Source organism: Paenibacillus sp. FSL R7-0163 (assembly GCF_037969975.1).
In the GTDB taxonomy this organism is placed as follows: domain Bacteria; phylum Bacillota; class Bacilli; order Paenibacillales; family Paenibacillaceae; genus Paenibacillus_AQ; species Paenibacillus_AQ odorifer.
The window spans coordinates 2,280,904-2,303,063 of record NZ_CP150224.1 but is presented as its reverse complement, the minus strand read 5'-3'; the positions used below and the strand labels follow the sequence as shown (position 1 = coordinate 2,303,063).

21 protein-coding genes are annotated in these 22,160 nt (G+C 43.3%); 8 read left to right on the top strand and 13 right to left on the bottom strand.

The window, feature by feature from the left end; translation table 11 throughout:
• Positions 1–48: 48 nt before the first annotated feature.
• Genes NST45_RS10170 through NST45_RS10160 form a run of 3 tightly spaced genes read right to left on the bottom strand, consistent with a single transcriptional unit; the run spans position 49 to position 2,734 of the window.
• Positions 49–885, bottom strand: coding sequence for an ABC transporter permease (locus NST45_RS10170; protein ID WP_076273296.1), 837 nt, complete (start codon positions 883–885; stop codon positions 49–51).
• Entirely contained in the window at positions 885–1,661 is a 777-nt protein-coding gene (locus NST45_RS10165) for an ABC transporter ATP-binding protein (RefSeq protein WP_339210070.1), read from the bottom strand. Before NST45_RS10165 ends, NST45_RS10170 begins: the two co-directional genes overlap by 1 nt.
• A gap of 50 nt (positions 1,662–1,711) precedes the next feature.
• Entirely contained in the window at positions 1,712–2,734 is a 1,023-nt protein-coding gene (locus NST45_RS10160; protein ID WP_038571597.1) for an ABC transporter substrate-binding protein, read from the bottom strand.
• Between the two features lie 271 nt (positions 2,735–3,005).
• On the opposite strand from NST45_RS10160, the gene NST45_RS10155 reads away from it, so the two are divergent.
• On the top strand, positions 3,006–4,709 hold the full coding sequence (locus NST45_RS10155) for an alpha-amylase family glycosyl hydrolase (RefSeq protein ID WP_076142120.1): 1,704 nt from the start codon (positions 3,006–3,008) through the stop codon (positions 4,707–4,709).
• On the opposite strand, the gene NST45_RS10150 is transcribed toward NST45_RS10155, so the two are convergent.
• The gene (locus tag NST45_RS10150) at positions 4,696–5,376 is read right to left on the bottom strand and encodes a hypothetical protein (RefSeq protein WP_076098755.1); all 681 of its coding nucleotides are present in this window, start codon (positions 5,374–5,376) and stop codon (positions 4,696–4,698) included. The genes NST45_RS10155 and NST45_RS10150 overlap by 14 nt on opposite strands.
• A 142-nt stretch (positions 5,377–5,518) precedes the next feature.
• On the opposite strand from NST45_RS10150, the gene NST45_RS10145 reads away from it, so the two are divergent.
• A complete protein-coding gene (locus tag NST45_RS10145; protein ID WP_036687997.1) occupies positions 5,519–5,758 on the top strand; it encodes a hypothetical protein in 240 nt (79 codons plus the stop codon).
• 1,291 nt (positions 5,759–7,049) lie between these two features.
• Here the strand turns inward: NST45_RS10145 and NST45_RS10140 are convergent.
• Positions 7,050–7,187, bottom strand: coding sequence for a hypothetical protein (locus NST45_RS10140; protein ID WP_170914292.1), 138 nt, complete (start codon positions 7,185–7,187; stop codon positions 7,050–7,052).
• 213 nt (positions 7,188–7,400) lie between these two features.
• On the opposite strand from NST45_RS10140, the gene NST45_RS10135 reads away from it, so the two are divergent.
• Positions 7,401–8,027 (top strand): FMN-dependent NADH-azoreductase, encoded by a 627-nt coding sequence (locus NST45_RS10135; RefSeq protein ID WP_036687999.1) that lies wholly within the window; start codon positions 7,401–7,403, stop codon positions 8,025–8,027.
• A 103-nt stretch (positions 8,028–8,130) separates the two neighbouring features.
• On the opposite strand, the gene rsgA is transcribed toward NST45_RS10135, so the two are convergent.
• From rsgA to NST45_RS10115, 4 genes are all read right to left on the bottom strand, one after another.
• A complete protein-coding gene (gene rsgA, locus NST45_RS10130; RefSeq protein ID WP_076142121.1) occupies positions 8,131–9,222 on the bottom strand; it encodes a ribosome small subunit-dependent GTPase A in 1,092 nt (363 codons plus the stop codon).
• A 381-nt stretch (positions 9,223–9,603) separates the two neighbouring features.
• Positions 9,604–10,275: an HAD family hydrolase gene (locus NST45_RS10125; RefSeq protein WP_036688002.1), complete on the bottom strand. Its 672-nt coding sequence runs from the start codon at positions 10,273–10,275 to the stop codon at positions 9,604–9,606.
• Between the two features lie 160 nt (positions 10,276–10,435).
• Positions 10,436–10,891, bottom strand: a complete 456-nt coding sequence (locus NST45_RS10120) for a DUF3939 domain-containing protein (RefSeq protein ID WP_036688004.1) — start codon at positions 10,889–10,891, stop codon at positions 10,436–10,438.
• A gap of 120 nt (positions 10,892–11,011) precedes the next feature.
• Positions 11,012–11,608 (bottom strand): metalloregulator ArsR/SmtB family transcription factor, encoded by a 597-nt coding sequence (locus NST45_RS10115; protein WP_036688006.1) that lies wholly within the window; start codon positions 11,606–11,608, stop codon positions 11,012–11,014.
• 179 nt (positions 11,609–11,787) lie between these two features.
• Between NST45_RS10115 and NST45_RS10110 the strand changes: the two genes are divergently transcribed.
• Both NST45_RS10110 and NST45_RS10105 read left to right on the top strand, forming a co-directional pair.
• Positions 11,788–12,792, top strand: a complete 1,005-nt coding sequence (locus NST45_RS10110) for a YpdA family putative bacillithiol disulfide reductase (RefSeq protein ID WP_036688007.1) — start codon at positions 11,788–11,790, stop codon at positions 12,790–12,792.
• 1 nt (position 12,793) lies between these two features.
• Positions 12,794–13,237, top strand: coding sequence for a DUF441 domain-containing protein (locus NST45_RS10105; protein WP_036688009.1), 444 nt, complete (start codon positions 12,794–12,796; stop codon positions 13,235–13,237).
• A gap of 70 nt (positions 13,238–13,307) precedes the next feature.
• On the opposite strand, the gene NST45_RS10100 is transcribed toward NST45_RS10105, so the two are convergent.
• From NST45_RS10100 to NST45_RS10090, 3 genes are all read right to left on the bottom strand, one after another.
• Complete coding sequence (locus NST45_RS10100) at positions 13,308–14,243, bottom strand: DUF4179 domain-containing protein (RefSeq protein WP_036688011.1); 936 nt, start codon at positions 14,241–14,243, stop codon at positions 13,308–13,310.
• Entirely contained in the window at positions 14,236–14,754 is a 519-nt protein-coding gene (locus NST45_RS10095; RefSeq protein WP_076098751.1) for a sigma-70 family RNA polymerase sigma factor, read from the bottom strand. Before NST45_RS10095 ends, NST45_RS10100 begins: the two co-directional genes overlap by 8 nt.
• Positions 14,755–14,939: 185 nt before the next feature.
• Positions 14,940–16,688: an ABC transporter ATP-binding protein gene (locus tag NST45_RS10090; RefSeq protein ID WP_036688015.1), complete on the bottom strand. Its 1,749-nt coding sequence runs from the start codon at positions 16,686–16,688 to the stop codon at positions 14,940–14,942.
• 122 nt (positions 16,689–16,810) lie between these two features.
• Here NST45_RS10090 and NST45_RS10085 point away from each other — a divergent pair, with 122 nt between their 5' ends.
• Positions 16,811–17,326 (top strand): hypothetical protein, encoded by a 516-nt coding sequence (locus NST45_RS10085; RefSeq protein ID WP_038571616.1) that lies wholly within the window; start codon positions 16,811–16,813, stop codon positions 17,324–17,326.
• A gap of 104 nt (positions 17,327–17,430) precedes the next feature.
• Here the strand turns inward: NST45_RS10085 and NST45_RS10080 are convergent, their stop codons facing one another.
• On the bottom strand, positions 17,431–17,757 hold the full coding sequence (locus tag NST45_RS10080; protein WP_076142124.1) for a HesB/YadR/YfhF family protein: 327 nt from the start codon (positions 17,755–17,757) through the stop codon (positions 17,431–17,433).
• A gap of 493 nt (positions 17,758–18,250) precedes the next feature.
• Between NST45_RS10080 and NST45_RS10075 the strand changes: the two genes are divergently transcribed.
• Entirely contained in the window at positions 18,251–19,999 is a 1,749-nt protein-coding gene (locus NST45_RS10075) for an ABC transporter transmembrane domain-containing protein (RefSeq protein ID WP_036688020.1), read from the top strand.
• Positions 20,000–20,057: 58 nt separating this feature from the next.
• Entirely contained in the window at positions 20,058–22,145 is a 2,088-nt protein-coding gene (locus NST45_RS10070) for an ABC transporter ATP-binding protein (RefSeq protein ID WP_339825520.1), read from the top strand.
• Positions 22,146–22,160: the final 15 nt, after the last annotated feature.

Sequence of the window (22,160 nt, the reverse complement as noted above, 5' to 3'; positions counted from 1 at the left end):
ATAGACATGTTACAAGATTTTGTGTACGGACACAACGTTACATTAGACTTACCGCCGGTATAACAAGCGCTTCTCCAGATACACTACCAGTTGATACATTGCCGTTGCTACGGCTGCGATAATCAGCAGACTGGACATCACAAGCGTGAAATTAAACACCTGGAATCCATATATGATCAGGTACCCAAGACCGGATTTTGCTACTAGAAACTCTCCCACGATAACCCCGACCCATGACATACCCACATTCACCTTTAGGGTAGAGACAACCGTTGGAAAAGATGCCGGAAGAATCACTTTAAAAAACACCTGAACTTTAGAAGCTCCAAAAGAACGAACCACCTTCACAAGATTAGGATCCACACTACAAAAGCTATTGTAAACAACAAGTGTAGTAATGATCACCGTAATCGATAAGGTTGTTACAACGATAGCGGTGAAACCCGCCCCGAACATTACGATAAAAATCGGCCCCAAGGCCACCTTCGGCATACTGTTAAAGACAACCATAAACGGATCAAGCACCGCTGATAAAAACGGAGACCACCAAATAATCACTGCCAGCAGCGTTCCTAACAAGGTTCCCAGAACAAACCCTACCGCAGTCTCTCCTACCGTCATCCCCAAATGAGGCCACAAGCTTCCACTGATCATATCCTGCCAAATCTGCTTGAAGATTTTTGTCGGGTAGCTGAACAATAACTCATCAATCCAGCCCATTCTTGCTCCCGCTTCCCACAGCACAAAGAACAGCAGCAACAGACTGCTTCTTACAGCGATTACCTGATTACGCCGGCGCTGCTTTCTTTTTTTGAAATCCACATGCATTTGCTGCAGCCACAGTTCACGGGAAGCTAAAACTCCCGCTTGCTCTGTTCGTTTCATTAGCTTTCCCTCCCTGCGATCTCCATCTCTGTCCATACTTCATGAAAAAGCTCCGCAAACCCTGGCTGATCACGCGCATACAGCGGTGGGGCTGAGCGGATTAGCTCCGGAACAGGAAAAACTTTACGAATCTTCCCTGGATTTCGCTGCAATAAAATAACCCTACTGCTGACCGCAATCGCTTCTGACAGATCATGCGTGACCAAAATAGCCGTGGTTCCCCGGCTGCGTAAGGTCTCTGAGACTAAATCCTCCAGCTGAAGTTTGATCTGATAATCAAGTGCCGAGAACGGCTCGTCTAGCAGCAGCAGTCCTGGATTGGTAGCTAATGTTCGTACAAGAGCCACCCGTTGCCGCATCCCTCCGGATAGCTGAGAAGGATAGGCATGTTCTTTCCCTTCTAATCCCATCTCGCGAAGCAGCTCCAAAGTCCGTTTATGGCTCTCCTCGTTTAAGCTTCCGGTCAGCTCCAGTCCAAGCACAGCATTGTCAAGAATACTCCGCCAAGGAAAAAGATAATCCTGCTGCAGCATATATCCAACCTCAGGTGAAGGGCCTAGAATGGGTTGGCCATTTACGAATACTTCACCCTCAGAGGGCTGCAGCAGTCCGGCAATAATCGACAGGAGAGTCGTCTTGCCACAGCCACTTGGGCCTACTAAGCTGACGAACTCTCCTTGCTCGACATTAAGATTTAGATCCTCAACGGCCAGTGAAGCTTCCCGATCGCCGAGATAGGCATGCGTTACTCCCTTTAATTGCACTACTGGAAGCAAGGTCATCCCCTCCTTATAGTTAACAAAATCCTTTTAGGATCTTATCTCTCTTATTTAGAGCCACTGCTCTTTATGGTCTTTTCAGCTTTTTCAGCAAAAGTATTGTTCACGATTTTTTCTGCTGGAACACGTTCTTTAAGTTCACCTGCGTTATCCATAACATCTAGCAGATTATTCCATTCTTCATTATCAACAACCGGATTAATGGCGTAGGTGTCTTGCTCCTTGTAACGTTTTACAGCAGAAATCACAATGTCACGATCCGTTTTATCAAAATAAGTTATTATGGCATCCGTAATTTCTTCAGGACTATGTTCCTTCACCCAAAGCTGAGCACGCTGGATGGCATTAGTGAACTTTTGCACGGTGTCCCCATTTTTGCTTATATAGCTGTTCTTTGACATAAATACTGTGTAAGGTAAATAACCGCTCTCTACCCCAAACGATGCCACTACAGCTCCCCGGTCTTCTCGTTCGAAGATAGAGGCCTGCGGCTCAAACAGCTGCACATAATCACCAGTACCTGAAGCAAATGCACCGGCAATATTAGCAAAATCGATATTTTGGATCAAGGTAATATCCTTCGCAGGATCAATTCCTTTTTTAGATAAAGTAAACGCGCCTGCCATTTGTGGCATTCCGCCTTTTCTTTGACCAAGGAAGGTAGAGCCCTTCACTTTATCCCAATTAAAATCTCCATCAGCCTTCCGGGCGAACAGGAATGTTCCATCCCTTTGAGTCAGCTGTGCAAAATTAATGACCGGATCATCCGAGCCCTGCTGATACACGTAAATGGAGGTTTCTGAACCAACCAACGCCACATCAATAGCTCCTGAGAGCAATGCAGTCATCGTTTTATCGCCACCGGGAATCGTCTGCAGTTCTACATCCAGCCCTTCATCTTTGAAGAAACCTTGAGTCAAGGCAACATACTCGGGTGCATAAAAGACAGAGCGGGTAACCTCCCCAATCTTCACCTTTACCGTCTCTGACTTTCCGCCGCAACCGGCAAGTACTGAAAAGCATAAAGTAATGATCATGAGCGACAATGACAGCTTTTTCCGAATCTTCATTCTTCATTCTCCTTTCTTACCGGGTCCTTCGCCCTTGCTTAAAGCATATGCACATGCCTACTGAAAGGTTAAAATCCCGAATATCGTGGGGAATTAAAAGAATATCCATGATATCAGCAGTTTTTATTGAATTTATGGATAAATATCACTGGATTTGCTGTTTTTATATCTGTGCAAACGTTTTACCTGAGGATATGATTACAGTACTATAAGAATTAAAGCGCTTACCATTTCCTTTATAGGAAAATTGCAGCAGAAGGGGTTATTTTATATGGATAAACAAGCAACACCTATCACCAAAAAACACACAATAAACGGACTTTTGGGTCTTAGCTTAACTGCCTTTCTGCTCTCCGGGTGTTCAGGAAATAATAACAATATTTCTTCCTCTGCCTCCCCTTTTCCATCGCCAAAAGCAAATACTGTTCAGGATACTACAACACCTCCCGCTGCAAAAACGATAACTACTGACGAACAACCCTCAACGGTTTATTATGAGATTTTTGTTCGTTCATTCTATGACTCTGACGGGGATGGCATCGGTGACCTCAAAGGGATTTCCAAAAAATTAGATTACTTAAATGACGGAAATCCTGACACCACAGACGATCTGGGGATCGGTGGGATTTGGCTTATGCCTATCAACCCTTCACCAAGCTATCATGGTTACGATGTGACTGATTATCGTGCAATCAATCCAGATTATGGGACGATTGAGGATTTACAGGAGCTCGTTACGGAGGCGCATAAACGTGGGATTAAAGTAATTATGGATTTGGTCGTGAATCACACCTCCAAAGAACATCCTTGGTTCGTAGATTCCGCTAAAAATAAGGACAGCAAATATCGCGACTGGTACATATGGGCTGAAGATCAAGGACGTCCTGCGAATGGAGCCAGTGCCGCTGGTAGTGGAAATGCATGGCACTCTTTACTGGGTAGTCATTATCTAGGTGGCTTTTGGGAAGGCATGCCTGATCTAAATTTTGATCATACGGAAGTTCGTAATGAAATGAAGGATATCGGCAAGTTTTGGCTGGAACAAGGGGTTGATGGATTCCGTTTAGACGCTGCTAAACATATTTACGAAGACCTTCTAACCGACAAAAGCCAAGCCACAACCCATAAAAATGTATCTTGGTGGCAGGATTTCCGCAAAGCGATGAATGAAGTGAATCCTCAAGCTTATATTGTTGGTGAAGTATGGGAGAATTCTGCAGTCACCGTAGGGGCTTATTTGGATCAAGCCTTTGACTCCAGCTTTAACTTTGGTTTAGCGGAAACTCTTATTAATTCCGTGAAAACTGAAAAAGACAGCGGGACTGCCTTTACGCTGGAACGTACGTATAATCTGTACTCCAAAATATCTGAGAGCCATTTTACCGATGCGATTTTTTTGACAAATCATGATCAAAACAGAGTCATGAGTCAATTAGACGGCAATCTGGATCATGCAAAAATGGCAGCAGCCCTGCTGTTAACCTTGCCTGGAAATCCTTTTATTTATTATGGTGAAGAAATAGGAATGCTTGGTGTAAAACCAGATGAAGGAATTCGTGAGCCCATGAGATGGATGACAGCGGATCAGGGTGAGGGGCAGACTACTTGGGAGGTCGGCAGCAATAACGCTGATGATGTTAGCATTAATGTCGAAAGCCAGACTAACGACAGCAGCTCACTGCTTAAAAGATACCGCGAATTCATTGCGTTAAGAAACGAAGTCCCTGCGCTCCGTGATGGCGGAATTCGAGACTACACTTCTGGCAATGTAGGGGTAATGGCCTACGAACGTATAACAACAAAGGATCAAGTCCTCGTTGTTCATAACCTAACTGGAGATGAACAAATCATTACGCTTCATCCAAATGTCGAAGGTATCTCTTACACCAAGATCCAAAAGACAACTGCTGACAAAGTGACCTTAAATTCAGATCAGCTTACTCTTCCTCCCTATTCAACGGTTATTGTGAAGTAGGAAAAGAGGAGGAATCTAATACCCACTCTGCCACTGAACTACATAATTGTGCTTTCGATATAGGAAGAGCTACAATCCAGTCTTGGGAAGGATCGCTGCTCATTCGCAGCAACCAGCCACTTGAATGATCGCTTATGAAGCTAGCATACTGAAACTTCCAGCCATTATCACTAGAAATGCAAAGTCGTAATTCTCCCTCTGCGTCGAAGCATTTCATCACTCGTGCAAGATGGTTGGAATGGACGTCATCCCCTGTCTCTGCAGCTAAACACTCTGAGAGTCTGTGAACCGTAGAGGAATCTGAGCCTTTTTTCAGCTCCTCAAACCTTTTTTTTGACATTAGCAACGCCGGAATCCCGTGAGCAAAGGGCTCCATCGCTCTCTCACATTCGAACAACTCGAGACAAAAGCTCTCTGTTTCATCTCTGCTCTTCAGCACACACGGAGGAGAGTCCGGTGTATTATTGCAGTAGGCTAGTATTTTATCCTTATGTATTTGCAAACACAGATCTTTAGTTTTCTCCTTCTCTCTATATTTGAATCTACCTATCCTTTCTGCTGTAGGCGCAGTATTTAACAATTCATTTAATACTACTTGGTCGGTTACCCGATCTGGAAATAAAAATTCCGTTAAATCCGTTAAATCCGTTCGTTCTTTCTCATTCACATTATTGTATCCTTCCTGTATTACATATAAATGTATATTAAACTAGCAATCTTTATGTTATCATAAGCTAATTTTAAGGTAAAATTAAGAAACAAGGGGTATGATCATTAACATGAAATACTTGTAGCGAGGTGATTTCAAAATGAGAATGCTCATCACATTTCAGAACAAACTTGTACCTGTGTATTTCACAACAGAAAATAAACAGCCCACTCAAAAAGTACTTAGATTACTTAACAGTACGCTGGAGCTCAAAATTCAAAAGGGCAAAAGTGCCCTCCAGAAATGCCTCAATTCTCTGATTAGTATCGAAATTAAAGGCTCTGAAGCTATATTGCACAGTTACAGTGAAAATGATTCATTGGCGCTATCCCTCTATTAATGGAGGGGTAGTTTTTTTGTCACAACATTGCAGTCCTACGCTTCTAATAAAGAGCGTCCTAAGCAACTAAGAATTGCTGCTTAGACTCGTTTTCTTTTTGAAGCTAAACTTGATCCAAAATGACACTCCGTTTGATTTAGATACCATTTGCGCATACATAGCTTCTACTATCAAAATCAGCGACCTTGGTTCTGCTTGGTGCTATTTTGTACTGCTTTGTGCTATTTCATAGCACATTTTAGATTGCTGCTTGCCGGCCATCCCCATAGCCGACTGCTATCGGACCCAGAAGACCTTAATCGCAGCTTTTTGACTCATTTGGAATCCTATTGGACCCCAGAGTCGCTATTGGTACGAAAAACACTAATTATCGACCTCAAAAAGCTGAATAGCTGCGCTGGAGTCCGAAACTCTGCTCTAATGCCCATAATTTCGCATATAACGTCATCTGAGTCCGTTGCCTGCGATGGATGTTTATTACTCGGTGGTGCAGATGTATGTATAGCGGGTTACATGAAATTCCAGGGAGTTGTCACTTAACACTATAATAACCGCTGGGACCTCTTGACCATTTTGGAGCTCCCTCTAGCATCTTGATCTAAATCCGAGCCATCATTTGTATTAGATACCATTTACACATACATAGCTTCAACTATTAAAGTATGCGACCTTAGTTCTGTCTGGTTCTGCTTGAGTTCTGCATGGTTTGCTTTGGTTCGACTTGGGACTGCTATATAGCAAAATTGAATTGCTGTTTACTGACTAGTCACATAGCTGACTGCTATTGGACTCATTGTTGGATGCTTTCGGACTCAGTTGACCTTAATCGCAGCTTTTTGGCTCATTTAGAATCCTATCGGACCCCAGAGTCACTATTGGCACGAAAAACACTAATTAACGACCTCAAAAAGCTAAATAGCTGCGTTGGAGTCCGAAACTCTGCTCTAATGCCCATAATTTCGCATATAACGTCATCTGAGTCCGTTGGCCGCTGAGGATAACTTGGAAGGTCACTTAGTGTGTAACTCAACAAATGACTTTGCATTTGTCAGCAGATTAGAGGTAGCGGTTTACCTGACGCTACAATGTCACTTGCCAAAGTAACGTTTGTGGTCGGTCAGCTTCCTTTGCTGATTCTAAGCTGAAACAATCTGCCCAAGACTAAAAACGCAGAGCAGTGATCCCCCCTTAACGGGAGGATCACTGCTCTGCTATATTTACGGACTTTTTTAACCCAAGGACTCTGTCTCATTCAGCGAAAAATCTACTATTAGGAAGAGCTAAGCAATTATCAGCTGATCTTGTAATTCTTCTGCTCTGCTTTTTCAGCTTTTTGGATTCGAAGTCTAAATAGCTTCACTAAATTCTGACGCGTATGCTCTTCGTGACAGCTGTCCAATTTTTTAATGATAAACCGATCGATGGACATGTCAATCGCTCCTTTTAGATCATTCTGGAACTTATAGAGACAGGAAATTATTTCCTGTTTCTCTTGTATCACCTATTAACCTTGTTTTCATTTTTTCAAACTCCTTGAGCATAAACAAATTTCAATGACAAAAAAATAATTTACAAACAAAAGATTACATGCTATATTAAATATAGTTAATATTAAATACACACATGCAAGGGAGAAATCATAATGTCTAAAGTTCTATTTATTAAAGCAAACAACCGTCCAGCAGAACAATCCGTAAGTGTTAAGCTTTACAATGAATTCTTGGAGAGCTACAAGCTCAACAACCCAGAAGATGAAATCACTGAGCTTGATCTGTTCGCAGAGCAACTTCCATACTACGACAATACCCTGATCACTGGTATGTATAAAGCCGCTCAAGGATACGAAGCAACACCTGATGAAGCAGCTGGTGCCGCTATCGTTAATAAATATCTTAACCAGTTCATCGCTGCAGATAAGGTAGTATTCGGTTTCCCACTGTGGAACATGACTGTACCTGCTGTATTGCACACTTATGTAGATTACCTTTGCCAAGCTGGTAAAACATTCTCTTACACTGCTGAAGGTCCAGTTGGTCTTTTGACAGGTAAAAAAGCAATCGTTCTGAATGCAAGAGGCGGTATCTACTCTGAAGGTCCTGCAGCAAGTGCTGAAATGGCAGTAAACTTCATCGTTGGTAACCTTAACCTGTGGGGAATTAAAGATATTACACAAGTAATCATCGAAGGCCACAACCAACTTCCAGCACAATCCGCTGAAATCATTGAAAACGGATTGCAACTGGCTAAGGAAACTGCTGCATCCTTCTAAACCATAACCGTTTAGATTCAATTCAATAATTAAGGGCGCCCCTTAGCTGTCAAAAGCTAAGGGGCGCCCTTTTCCAATGTCTATGCCGTTATATCAATTCTTTTTAATATTCATCCAGCTCTTTACGCCATCCGTATCCTCTGGTTCTGGATGAACTCACTTTAGTGGAAGCTGCGCTTTTTCTCTTAAGCTTGGCTTCTTTATTATTTTGGTACAATACTTCTCGTTGTGTTTTTCGGTAGTTGATTAGTCTCTTCTCTTCCAGTTCACCTGTTTGGACTGCTTCAAGTACAGCACAGCCCTCTTCGCGTTCATGACTACAGTTACTAAACCGGCACTTAATAGCTAGGCCGCTGATATCACTAAAGGCTAGATCAAGACCACCTTCATCTTCCCAGAACTGCAGCTCCCGCATCCCCGGTGTATCTACGATAATCCCCCCATCCGGCAAAACAAACAGTTCACGGTGGGTAGTAGTATGACGTCCGCGGCTATCCCCTTCTCTAACATCCTGAGTAATCTGAAGGTTCTTCCCGCATAGCCAGTTGACCATTGTCGACTTCCCACAACCGGAGGAGCCCGTTAGAGCTACTGTTTGACCCTCACCAATGTAAGGCAGCAGCTTCTCGCGCCCTTCATCTTGTAATGCACTAACAGCATGTACTGATACTCCGGGAGCCGCGCTCTCCATTTCAGCGATTTTACTGTCTGCATCCGGACAAAGATCCGCTTTAGTGAGTAGAATAACTGGATTTGCCCCACTATTCCAAGCCATGATCAGATATCTCTCCATCCGGCGAACATTAAAGTCATCATTCAACGCGCTGACCAGAAATAACGTGTCTACATTGGAGGCAACAATTTGCTCATCTTGTGTATTTCCTGCGACCTTGCGTGAGATCACACTCTGCCGGGGCAATACGCCATGTATAATTCCATGCTCGCCGCCATCTTGCATTGCTAATGCTACCCAGTCTCCAATGGCAGGAAAATCACCCGAGGCTACAAATGTGTGTCTCAGCTTCCCGGCAAGCTCTCCCCACGTCTCTCCTACATCAGTTAACACTTTGTACTTACTGCCGAAATCACCAACGATTCTCCCGGGTATAAATTGTTTATCCTCTGCATGACTCCACTTTTCATTCCATTTTGTACTCCAGTTTTCATTCCAACCATATTGCTTTATGCTATTCATTCATTTCCTCCTAAAAGATATGTTTATGTTTTTTCTTGCCCCTTGGCGTTTTCCGAGAACACAAAAAGCCGCCGGAAATAAAGACTCCGGCGGCGGTATATAGACATGTGGATTTATTACACCAAATCCAATCTTTCTACACACGCAAAAAAGCCACCGGACCCTATACGGTTCCCGGCGGCTCTAATAAGCGTAATTGAGCTTACCTGCTAAACTGCACGAATCAATTATTCGGCAGCAGCTGTTCCCGGAAGACACGTATCCACAACAGTTGAGTTCATTACATTTAAAACTGTCATAAAACATCGTCTCCTTCCGAAATTTAAGATGCTGTTATCATAATTGGTGCAGCAGTAAAATGTCAACCCCAAATTTTCCGGATTACAAAATAGCCTTTAATTCTTTCAGCTCACGGATCATTTTCCAAGGTCGGATGTCCAGCTGATCGTCCCAAGGATGTTTCCTTTGCAGCCAAATTCCTTCAAGGCCAGCCTTACCTGCACCCCAGATATCATTTACCGGATGATCCCCTATAAACAAGGTTTGATCCGCAGAGGCACCCAGCTTGTCTAGTGCCAATTGATAAATCGCAGGATCAGGCTTCGCAATGCCAACTTCTCCAGATATAACTATAGCCTTGAAGTACTCTCGCAGGCCGAGAATATCGATTTTGGTGTTCTGGATTTCTTTTTTACCGTTGGTGACCAGCCCCAAAGTATATCCACGCTCCACGCAATACTCCAGAACCTCCAAAGCATGCTCCATGACTGCGCCATGATTGATGTAGCTCGCATCATAATACGCCCGGATATGTTCAGCCGTCACAGGCTTTTCCCAAGGCAGGATCTCACTAAGTTCTAAGAAAAATCCGTCTTTATCACGATAGCCATCAGCGTCTCTGTGGATCATATCCTCAATCACGGCCTGCGCTTCCGCAGGTTTCAGATGCCCAAGAAAATCCTGCACGAACTGAGTGCTAAAGCTGCGAAATGTATAGTCGCGATCCATTAAAGTATTGTCCAGATCAAATAAAATAGCTTGTACTTCCTTCATCAAGCGATTCCCCTTACATGCTGTTAATTTTCAAACCTAACCTACAGAATGTAATTGTACTATGCCTTAAGAGACAAAGAAAAGACTATTCAACAAAAAGGATTTATGGCTTCCCTTTTACTGAACAGTCTTTATGAAGATTCGTATCTGCGTCATTCCTTTACTCGAAATGCTCTGCCCGATGGGTCAGCATCATTTCTTCATCCGTAATATACAGCGGAAAAGGAGGTGTTTCTTTTAGATAACTTTCTGTAGATAACAATCGATAATGAACCTCTGGCAACCAGGTGTCTTCAAGCAACGGTAGCTTGCCTGTATCACTAATATAACTGTCTACAGCAGCCTGAACTAAATCCAGATAATACGGCACTAACTTGTCTTCTTCCTCGAAAATTTCATAGGTCTCTCGTGACATATAGAAATTCCGTTCGGGTATTCCACCCAAATAACGTTTCAGGCGACTCATATCGATTCTTTTGTCCTCTAAGATTAATGCTGTTCTATTAATAGGTCCAGGCATATCTTCTTCGAACTTTCGAATCGCCTGTTTCACTTGGGGTAATGTGACGGTTACATGATCTGATTTGGGTTGCTTTTTTGTGCGTTTAAATAACATAACGAAAGTCTCCTTTCTAAATATGTCTCAGATAACGCTTACAATTCCATTTTATTCGAAATTCGAATAATTAATCAGTACATTTCAAATCGACACAGAATGTTAATATTTAAAAGATCATTATTTGACATATTCCCACCGAGTCCATACTTCTCGAGGATTTAGTTCATACTTGTCCTTCTCACGATACATAAACTGATGCATGATGAATTCACGACGAATAGTGGCGAAATCTTCATGAAACTGCTTAATAAACTCATTGATTTCCTTTTCCGTATAAACAACTCCTGGCTCCAGCTTCTCAACCATGTATTGAAGCGCTATCAATTTCTTCTTGTATTGTGCTGGAATTTGCCGCAGCCGGCCATCTTTAGAGAAAAAATTACGAATTACAGTATCCTGAAGACTATTCTCAGGTAATTGCTCTTCCATATTCTCAGCTCCTTTCGAAAAAATAAACTGCAGTGAAGCCTCAGCACCATTATTGATAAACTCCGGATTCAACTTAAAATAAACTGTATTTTTGTCGCGTCTTTCTTTTATTAGAGCCGCTTCACGTAATTTAGCCGCATGATGAGTGACTGTAGGCTGCGATAAATTCAACTTCTCAGCCAGCGCTTGCCCGTGCATTTCTCCTTGGGACAGAAGCAACAATAAGCGAAGACGCGTTGGATCAGCTAAAGCTTTATGATAACTCACGATTTTCTCCAACTGCACTGGGTTCACGCTCCTAGAATTTCACAATAAATTGAAACATTAGATATATATCTAATTATATAATAATCAACGTTATTCTTGCAATGGTTATTATACTCAATCTGCTCTTATGGAAAAATTCATGAATTTAGGGTAGGATTTAAAGAAAAGATAGTAACAATCAGGAGGTAACCCGCTTTATGAAAGATGTCATTATTATCGGTGCAGGTCCTTGCGGCCTCTCGGCAGCTATCGAATGCCAACGCCAAGGCCTGTCCAGCCTTATCATTGAAAAAAGCTTTATTGTACACTCCATTTATTTGTATCCAACAAATATGCAATTTTTCAGTACGGCTCAGTTATTAGAAATCGGGGATGTTCCGTTCACTTCGACCAACGACAAACCTTACCGTCACGAAGCGCTTGTCTATTATCGCCGAGCCGCTGAGCAATATGGTCTAGAGATCGCCGCTTATGAAGAAGCTTTATCCATTGAGCCGCTTGAAGATGGAACCTTTGCCGTACATACGTCAAATATGCGTGGTGAGCATCAGAAACGTATCACTGCTAATGTAGTTATAGCAACAGGTTATTTTGATCAGCCGAATATGATTGGCATTCCAGGTGAAGAACTACCTAAAGTTACTCATTATTTCGGTGAAGCTCATCCTTACACGGGAATGAAGGTAACTGTAATTGGCGGCAGTAATTCCGCAGTAGATGCAGCGCTGGAGCTTATGCGTGTAGGAGCTACGGTAGATATGGTATATCGTGGTGAAAGCATCTCAGAGAATATTAAACCTTGGGTTCGGCCAATCTTTGAAGGCATGGTGCAAAAAGGGAAAATCACTCTGCACTTAGGCTCGCGTGTCACTGAAATTACTGCAAGCTCAGTAATTGTTACGGATCATAAGGGGGACAAGAAAGCATTGGATAATGATTTCGTTCTTGCCTTGACTGGCTTCCGTCCTAGCCGTACCCTCCTCACTTCAGCGGGTGTGATCATGGATGACGACATGGATAAGCCTGCTTTTAACACCTCTACCATGGAAAGTAATGTTCCAGGGTTGTATGTTGCTGGAGTAATCGCCTCCGGCCGCAATGCTAACGAAGTGTTTATTGAGACCGGAAGAGGGCATGGTAAGCTTATCGCAGATCACATTGTGTCAAAAGAAAGTTCTAATCCTAAGGAGTTGAAACATTAAGATGGACATGACCTCTTTGCTTTTGCTTGGACTTGCAGCGCTGGGAATTATCAGCAGCAATTCCCCTGTAACAATAGCAATGGTCGTCCTATTACTGCTAAGAGTACTTGGCCTGCAGCAAACCTTTCCTTGGCTAGAAAAATACGGTTTAACCATCGGGATTATCATCCTGACCATCGGGGTCATGACCCCATTAGCCAGCGGCAAAATATCGCTGCAGACAGTCGGTCAATCCTTCTTGCACTGGAAGTCCTTGCTTGCTATCGCTATTGGCATTCTCGTCGCTTTTCTTGGAGGCCGCGGTGCTACGCTCATGACCAACCAACCCACAGTTGTTGCAGGTCTGCTGATTGGCACGGTGATCGGGGTTGCGTTATTTAAAGGCGTTCCGGTCGGACCGCTGATCGCAGCCGGCATTTTATCACTTATGATCGGCAAAATGTAATAGAACAGCACAAAAAAGACCGCTTTTGGCGGTCTTTTTTATTGTGCCTTTTATACAACCATCTTCTTCACTATTCCTCCACCTGAGAAATGGACTGCGGAATTTGCTGCGCCGCTCTTTTTTCAACGACTAATAAATCTTCAACGCCATACTCTGTCTTAATTTTCTGCAACTGCTTCAAAGCCTCTTCTTCTGAATTAAAATATCCTGCTTCCACGAGATATAAGCCTTTCTGATCCTTTAACATCCGCACATCCTCTAACCCATATAACATTTCTTCAGCCATACCCAGCGCCTCACCAGAAGGCTGTGAGACCGTTCTTAAGGAATATACAGAGCCCCCTTTTGCTTCGTCTCCTTTCTCTTTTAACGTAATCACTACCTGTGCTGGCTCTTTATATTCTTTCACCTCATAAGCAACCGAGTCCGTAAGTGTGACATTGAACCGAATGGCCGAATCATCTAGTGTAATTAGTGGATAAGCATCCTGAACATATCGGCTTTGTTTTAATGTCTCCAGATCTTTGACTGCTGAGAATTTTCTGGCCCCACTTACTGTAATCGTCATTGTTGCCGGATTTTCCGTAAACTTTACGTTATATGAGCTTGCCATCTGTTGAGTTTCATCCGGATTTGCAAAATTCAAAATCAATTGATCACTATTCTTCAGTTGTTTGACCGAAATAAAATTCACATCTACTCCATCCTGAATGGTTCCCCCTCCTGCGCTTCCCTCCGTAAATTGCAGAACACTGACCAGCTTACCTAGAACCGGTATTTGATCCATACTACTCGCAAAAGCAGGAACCGTATTTACACCCACCGTAAAAGAAATCAATACAGCAGCAGCTACTGATCCTGTCCATTTCAAGGCACGTTTTGAAGAACTGTTTTTCTGTTTATAGATTTTCCCTCTTTCAATTCCTTTACGAGAAGCGAATGATAGTTCTTTAGGAATTTCAATCTCATTATAGGCTTGTTGTAGACGTTCTAGTTGCTTATCCAAAGTTCTCACTCTCCTCCATACTTATTTTTAATTTTTCCAAACCTCTATAAATAACGGTTTTGACGCTGCTCAGGGGCATATCAAGAACCTCTGCAATTTCCTTTATGGGCAAGTCCTCCAAATATCTCATCACAATCACCATTCTTGATTTTTCATCAAGGCCGCTGAGCGCTTCATGCAAGTCCATAACTTCTTCCCTAGATTTCGGAGCATAGCTGCCTCCTAGCTCTTGATCTATATACACGATTTTTTTAGATTTACGGATAAAGTCCAGCGCACAGTTGACAGCGATCTTGGTGAGCCAAGTTTTAAAATATTGCGGTTGCTTCAATTTATGAATGGAGATATAGGCTTTGAAGACGGTCTCCTGCACAATCTCCAGCGCATCCTCTTGATTCCGCACATAGGAGTAGGCCATTCGGTATAAACGCTCCTGCATGCCGTCAATAAGAACAGTAAAGCTGTCTTCATCACCATCTATCGCCTTTTCCTCAAGCGTGGTTTTATTCACGTTCCTCACTTCCTTTCATGATGTTTATAAGCTTTAGACGCACATGATCACCGAAAAGACTCAAGTCCCCTGTAGAATTTTTGCCATAGTATAAGTTACTGTGTGCCACAAGCCTGATTGGAATTCAAAAAAAGTGGCCTTCTCTTTCGAGAGGACCACTAAAGTGTTTAATTATTCAAAACATATTAAGCGTCTAAATGCTGTACGTTAAATAATCGCGCATAACTACCCTCTATCGACATCAGCTGTTCATGCGTACCCCGTTCAGTAATTTCACCATTCTCAAGTACGACAATCTGATCTGCATGAGTAATCGTTGACAGTCTATGCGCTACAATTAGTGTAGTACGTTGCGAAGAAAGGGACTGCAGCGCTTGTTGAATTAAATGCTCCGATTCCAGATCCAGCGCCGAAGTAGCCTCGTCTAATATAAGAACCTTCGGATCCTTGAGAAATACCCTTGCGATAGCAACCCGCTGCTTCTGTCCTCCGGATAGCTTAACACCACGTTCTCCCACTTCTGTCTCATAACCCAGTGGCAGCTGCTCAATAAAATCATGCGCATTGGCAGCTTTCGCTGCTGAAATGACCTCTTCTTCCGTGGCGTTAGGATTACCGAATAAAATATTCTCACGCACAGATCCGCTGAATAAGAAATTATCTTGTAAGACCATACCGACAGACCTGCGCAAGCTTTCCTGTGTTAATTCCTGTATATCATAACCATCCATTTGGAGGCTGCCTTTACTGATGTCATAGAATCTCGGGATCAAGCTTATAAGGGAGGACTTTCCTCCACCGCTCATTCCGACGAACGCAATGGTCTGTCCGGGCTGAATACTCAGATTAATATCTTTTAAGACCCAATCATTCTCTTCGTTATATTTAAACCATACATTCTGAAAAGCAATCTCACCACGTGCATCCTTTAGCACTTTTGCTCCCGGCTTGTCTACAATATCGTAAGGCTCATTCAGCAGCTCAAGCACCCGTTCAAGAGAAGCAGAGGCTTGTGTAAGCACCGTCGAGGAATTAATCAATCTTCGCAGCGGAGAATACATCCGGTCCAGATAGCCAAAGAAAGCTACAAAGGTACCTACTGTCAAATTGCCATGAATGACCTGATAACCACCATATCCGATGACCAAAAGAGGTGCTATATCCGTTAATGTATTAATAATTGCGAAGGTCATAGCGTTCCAGCGGGTTTGCGCCATCGCTTTTTTAAGAAAGTTACCGTTGATGTCTTCAAACTGCTTCTGATCCACTTTTTCCATCGTAAAGCTGCGGATAATTGATATCCCTTGAATCCGTTCATGGAGATAACCTTGAATGCCAGCCAGAGCTTGGGAACGATCTTTCGTTAAAAGCTTAAGCCGCTTATACAATTTGTTAACAGCAATTGCGTAAAAAGGCAATACCGAGATAGACACGAGCGCCAGCACCGGATTTAAATAAAACATAAATCCCAAAGCAAAAACTAGCGTAAACGTGTCGAGCCATACATTCATCATGCCGACTTCGACCAAATTTTTGGTCTGCTCAACATCGTTAATAAATCTGGAGATGGCTTCTCCCACCTTGGTATTCTGATAATACCGCAGTGACAGCCGCTGTAAATGACTGTAAAGCTTATTTCGCATATCGAACAACACTTTACTTGTGATAAGCTGAGCAAAGTATTGGCGATAATACTCCACGGGTCCTCTTACGATAACAAATAAAATTAAGGCACCACCCAGAATAAGCATCAAATGCGATACCCGTTCCTCAATCCCCATGCTCGGGTTCATTAGGAGGTCATCAACCACGTATTTCAGAATCATTGGCAGTGTTAGCGGAATACTGAATTTGATCATGCCGATAAACAGCGTAAACACAATCAATTTCATATAAGGTCGTACAAAAGTAAAATATGATTTCCATTGCTTCACAGGAATATTCTTTCCCTTCTCTTTAGTGAGTTGCTAAGTACAGTTGACTTTTGCTCTCTACAGTGTTTTTATAATTTTAGATCATAAGTACAATTGCAGTACCGAACTTCAGGAGGATAACGATGTCTAGACAATTTGTGACGGAAGCCGTCATGATGGCGATTTACGGCCAGCTTCTCGTATCGAGCAGCCCTGTAGAATATATAGTGCCTTATACTACTGTGATGGAACTATACGAACTGCGAGACAGCGATGATCCGTTGATGAACCGTCCGGACGACGACAAGCATGTTAAGTTGAAGATTAGTGAGCTCATTGCTTATTTTGAAGAACCGCTCAACGCGAAGAAGATCAACCGCTGTTTAGCAGTGCCATGGGCGAAAAGCTCAGGTATTCTCCTTGGCGGGCAATCCAAAATCACCATCATTAACAGTATGGATACCGCTGTCTACGGTGAGATGTTCGATCCCATCGAAACAGAGCTTCTGCTGTCCTCACAACGTGAGAAAGTACCTATCCTAACGGATCAATTTGAATTGATTCAACGGATCATCGAGGGTGGAGTTCCAGTTCAGGTGTACGATATTGACGACTTCGACTTCGCTCTGGAGGAAGAAACCTCTCGCAATTTGCACTGATAACACCTATGTATTTCCAACTGGAATACCCTCATTTTTAAAGACAGCATTTGAAAAGCCCCTGCCTTTTGGCAAGGGCTTTTCCTGATTAAAATAAACAATCATTAAGACAACAATACCTGCACTTCGCCGGATACCGGCTTTGGTTCGTACTTATATTCAATGTCATCCTCTGACTCAGAGTATACGATAGATAGGTCATAACCTTCCATATACCACAAGTCCTGCTCCTCCATGTAGAACACAATATCATCCTGTTTGACCTGAATAGCTGGACGCCCAGGCGCTTCTGTAGCAATGCCCAGCGAAAAACCGGGGTGAAGTCCACCTCCCGAGCTATAACGGGGAAATAAACGAATATAGTCTCCATTCTTAAGGTCCAATTCTCTCTTAAACCAAGCTGCCGCTGCTTGACTAATTTCCATGTTCATTTCTCTCAGCTCCTTTGTATATTCTAATCATAACGAAAATAAGTCGATATTCAAACAACTTTATGCAATTAATGATTTCCCAATCCATTTAAAATTAAGTTTGACAAATTCGCGAACCGGATGATAAACTCTGAACATAACTAAACGTCTTCTAGTTATTACCAAATTAATGAAAGGGGTGAGCGCGGTGTTTACGAAGTTACAGCCATATTATTTTACTATTGTTGGAATTTTTACTCAACCGAATACCGAAGCAGCCCAAGTGATTAAGCCATCCTGAAGTTTTTGCGAGTCTTATGGACCGTATAACTTTAGTTCTTGAAGGTCTCTCACATGCTTGGTGCTGTAACGCACCGTGCGCATGATAGCTGTAAATTACAGGCATATCGTCCGTTTTCGGATGATATGCCTTTTTTGTTTGCTGAAGAGATAATCACTTGCGCTTTTATCAGCATCACAAGCAATCATTACAACCTGAAAGGAAGGGATTTACTTGTTCTCTGTTCTTCGCGATCTCGGCTGGTTTTTTCGCCGAGAAAAAAGGCGTTACCTGATTGGACTCATATTACTCATAGGTGTAGGCGTTCTTGAATTACTCCCTCCACGTCTGCTAGGCAATGCCATTGACGACATAGTACGCGGTTCGATTACTACAGCTTCGCTTGCCAAATATATCGGCATGATCTTTATTTTGCTGCTAGTTATTTATTGGATTACCTACATATGGATGCACAAACTTTTCGGAGGTTCCAACCTTGTTGAGCGCCTGCTGCGCTCCCGATTTATGAATCATCTTATGACTATGACACCCTCGTTCTTCGAAAAAAATAGAACTGGTGACCTCATGGCCCGGGCAACCAATGATATCAGAGCCGTCTCAGCTACCGTAGGATTCGGGATGCTTACACTGGTGGATTCTACAATCTACCTCACGGTTGTGCTGTTTGCGATGGGCTTTCTCGTGAGTTGGAAATTGACCCTTGCAGCAGTATTACCATTACCCCTAATTGCAATAGCTATGATTTTTTATGGTAAAGCTATTCATGATCGATACAGCTTAGCGCAGGATGCATTCGGAGATATGAATGACCAAGTGCTCGAATCTGTCTCTGGTGTGCGCGTAATCCGTGCTTATGTCCAAGAGCGTCTTGATGAAAAACGTTTCTCGGATATTACTGAAGATGTTTACAACAAAAATATGGCCGTAGCTCGTGTCGATGCTTTCTTCGAACCAACTATCCGCTTCTGCGTTGGACTCAGCTACATTATTGGTCTTACTTATGGGATTTACCTTGTATTCCGCAATCAGATCACACTGGGTGATCTAGTCTCCTTTAATATGTACCTCGGTATGATTGTATGGCCGATGTTCGCTATTGGAGAATTGATCAACATTATGCAGCGTGGCGGAGCTTCCCTCGAACGTATCGACGAGACGTTAAACTCCAAACCCGATGTTCAAAATGCTGCCCATCCTGTTCAAGTTCCCCATCCTACTCGAATCGAGCTTAACGATGTGACTTTCCGTTATCCTTCTTCGACGATTGACAATCTAAGCCATGTCAACTTAACCCTGAACCAAGGGCAGACATTAGGTGTAGTCGGGCGTACAGGAAGCGGGAAATCTACACTGCTCAAACAATTGCTCCGCGAATATCCGACAGGTAATGGAGAGATCCTTATCTCTGGCGTGCCTATTCAACAGATTTCCCTGGATCAGCTGCATAGCTGGATGGGTTATGTTCCGCAAGAGCAAATTCTTTTCTCCAAATCCGTTCGGCAAAACATTCAATTTGGTCTAGACAACGCCGATGACGATACGATTATGCAAGCCATTACAGCTGCCGCTTTCCAGAACGACCTGGGCACATTGTCCGATGGTCTGGATACTCTGGTGGGTGAACGTGGTGTATCTCTCTCCGGTGGACAAAAGCAACGTGTCTCTCTGTCCAGAGCTTTTATCGCTAATCCTGATATTCTTATTCTGGACGATGCCTTATCAGCCGTTGACGCTCGTACGGAAGCTCAGATTATCGACAATATCCGGAATGAACGTGCCGGAAAAACCACATTAATCTCTACTCACCGTCTCTCCGCCGTCCAACATGCCGATATGATTGTTGTACTGGATAACGGACAAATCGTTGAGCGAGGTACACATCAGGAGCTGTTGGATTTGAATGGCTGGTACCGTGAACAATATGATCGGCAGCAAGTCGAAAATAACTTGTCGAATGATTAAACTACAACCATAAATAAACGAGCTACGACTACGCAAAACATTTTAGGAGGTGTCACGGTTGACACAAAGTACAGGCAAACGCCTGCTGGAATATGCATTGACCGCAAAGAAAACCTTTATCGCAGCCCTTCTGCTGCTTTCAATCGGGGTAGCGGCAGAGCTGGCAGGTCCATTTATAGCCAAAAGCATGATCGACAATCACATGCTGGCCATCGAGAAGCCCTATTTCAGCACCACGTCTCCCGATAAGGCGGCTGAATATAACAATAGTTTATACAAACGCGGCGATCGCTTTGAGCCTGGTGAAACTAAAGGCCAAGAAATTCGTGTTCTTCAAGCAGGGAGAAGTTTTTATTTTATTAACGAAGCTGTAACACAGCCTGACGGTGAACGAAAGTTCATCGATGGAGAGATGCATATCACCCGTGGTGATAACGAAGTTATCTATCCGGCGGTTAAGCTATCGGCCGATGAGCTGTTCGCTTTTTACAAACCTGAGCTTCCTGGAATCTATCAGTTGGTCGGAATGTATGCTATTTTTCTTGTAATCTCCATCTTTGCTGAATTCGGAAAAACCTACTGGCTGCAATCTTCGGCGAATCAGGTAATCCGGAAGCTGCGGACAGATGTATACGCACATATCCAGCGACTACCCGTTCATTTTTTTGACAATTTGCCTGCTGGTAAGGTAGTGTCGCGGGTTACAAATGATACCGAGGCGATTAAGGATCTATTCATTGCCGTCCTTTCCAATTTCAGCACCGGTATTATCAATATAACTGGCGTATATATCGCTCTGTTCTTACTTGATGTCCGTCTGGGTCTGATCAGCTTGTTCATTGTACCTATTCTTGTGCTGTGGATCGTGCTCTATCGCAAAATTGCGACCAAATACAATACGATCATTCGCTCACGTCTAAGTGAAATTAACGCCATTATTAATGAATCGATTCAGGGGATGTCAATCGTCCGGATATTCCGCCGTCAGAAGCAGCTTAGTGCAGAATTTGAGAACCTGAACGATGATTACTTGAAATATCAGAATAAAATGTTAAATCTGAATGCTTTCACGTCCCACAATCTGGTGAACTCACTTCGTTCTCTCTCTTTTGTGATGGTGCTTTGGTATTTCGGACATGGCAGTATTACTGGTTCAACCTTTGTATCCTTAGGCGTTCTATATGCCTTTGTCGATGTGCTCGGACGTTTGTTCCAGCCTATCACGGGTATGGTGAACCAGTTGGCGAACCTGGATACTTCTATGGTATCTGCGGGACGTGTGTTTACGCTTATGGATGAACCTGGAGAGAATGTTACGGACGGCTCCATGCCACGCTACAAAGGAAAAGTGGAATTTAAGAATGTATCTTTTGCTTATAAAAAAGACTACGTCCTTCGCGATATCTCCTTTGAAGCACGCCCGGGTGAAACTGTCGCTCTTGTAGGTCATACGGGTTCCGGCAAAAGCTCAATCATCAATCTGCTGTTCCGGTTCTATGATCCACAAAAAGGCGATATTACGATTGACGGTCAAAAGGTTACGGATATTCCGAAGCAGTGGCTGCGGAATCACATGGGCATCGTGCTGCAGGATCCGTACCTCTTCATGGGCACCATTGCTTCGAACGTCAGCCTAGGGGATGAACGAATTTCACGTGAACGTGTAGAACGTGCATTGCGTGAGGTTGGTGCGGATAAGTTGCTCGCTCATCTTCCACAAGGATTTGATGAACCGGTAATTGAGAAAGGAAGTACTTTATCTGCGGGTCAGCGGCAATTGATTTCTTTTGCGAGAGCTCTCTCCTTTGACCCAGCTATTCTTATTCTAGATGAAGCTACCTCCAACATCGATACAGAAACGGAAAGCGTCATTCAGGATGCGCTGGAAGTTCTCAAAAAAGGACGCACCACTTTCATCATCGCTCACCGCTTATCCACGATTCGCAGTGCAGATCAGATTCTAGTCCTACATCACGGAGAGATCGTAGAACGCGGTAGCCACGATGAACTGATGGCGCTTGGCGGAAGATACTTCCGTATGTACCAGCTGCAAGTAGGTGCCGCTGCTAACAGCTCTGACGATAACGCTGGCGCAAGCAACCGTCCAGCACTCGGAAACTTGCAACCCTCTCTTGAGAAAATGTAATTTACAACCCTGAGT

What these genes read in the sequence shown, in the direction of transcription:
- NST45_RS10155 (WP_076142120.1), top strand. Translation starts at nt 3,006, where the DNA reads ATGGATAAACAAGCAACACCTATCACCAAAAAACACACAATAAACGGA.
- NST45_RS10170 (WP_076273296.1), bottom strand. Translation starts at nt 885, where the DNA reads ATGAAACGAACAGAGCAAGCGGGAGTTTTAGCTTCCCGTGAACTGTGG.
- NST45_RS10125 (WP_036688002.1), bottom strand. Translation starts at nt 10,275, where the DNA reads ATGAAGGAAGTACAAGCTATTTTATTTGATCTGGACAATACTTTAATG.
- NST45_RS10160 (WP_038571597.1), bottom strand. Translation starts at nt 2,734, where the DNA reads ATGAAGATTCGGAAAAAGCTGTCATTGTCGCTCATGATCATTACTTTA.
- NST45_RS10105 (WP_036688009.1), top strand. Translation starts at nt 12,794, where the DNA reads ATGGACATGACCTCTTTGCTTTTGCTTGGACTTGCAGCGCTGGGAATT.
- NST45_RS10080 (WP_076142124.1), bottom strand. Translation starts at nt 17,757, where the DNA reads ATGAACATGGAAATTAGTCAAGCAGCGGCAGCTTGGTTTAAGAGAGAA.
- NST45_RS10110 (WP_036688007.1), top strand. Translation starts at nt 11,788, where the DNA reads ATGAAAGATGTCATTATTATCGGTGCAGGTCCTTGCGGCCTCTCGGCA.
- NST45_RS10085 (WP_038571616.1), top strand. Translation starts at nt 16,811, where the DNA reads ATGTCTAGACAATTTGTGACGGAAGCCGTCATGATGGCGATTTACGGC.
- NST45_RS10120 (WP_036688004.1), bottom strand. Translation starts at nt 10,891, where the DNA reads ATGTTATTTAAACGCACAAAAAAGCAACCCAAATCAGATCATGTAACC.
- NST45_RS10145 (WP_036687997.1), top strand. Translation starts at nt 5,519, where the DNA reads ATGAGAATGCTCATCACATTTCAGAACAAACTTGTACCTGTGTATTTC.
- rsgA (WP_076142121.1), bottom strand. Translation starts at nt 9,222, where the DNA reads ATGAATAGCATAAAGCAATATGGTTGGAATGAAAACTGGAGTACAAAA.
- NST45_RS10140 (WP_170914292.1), bottom strand. Translation starts at nt 7,187, where the DNA reads ATGTCCATCGATCGGTTTATCATTAAAAAATTGGACAGCTGTCACGAA.
- NST45_RS10135 (WP_036687999.1), top strand. Translation starts at nt 7,401, where the DNA reads ATGTCTAAAGTTCTATTTATTAAAGCAAACAACCGTCCAGCAGAACAA.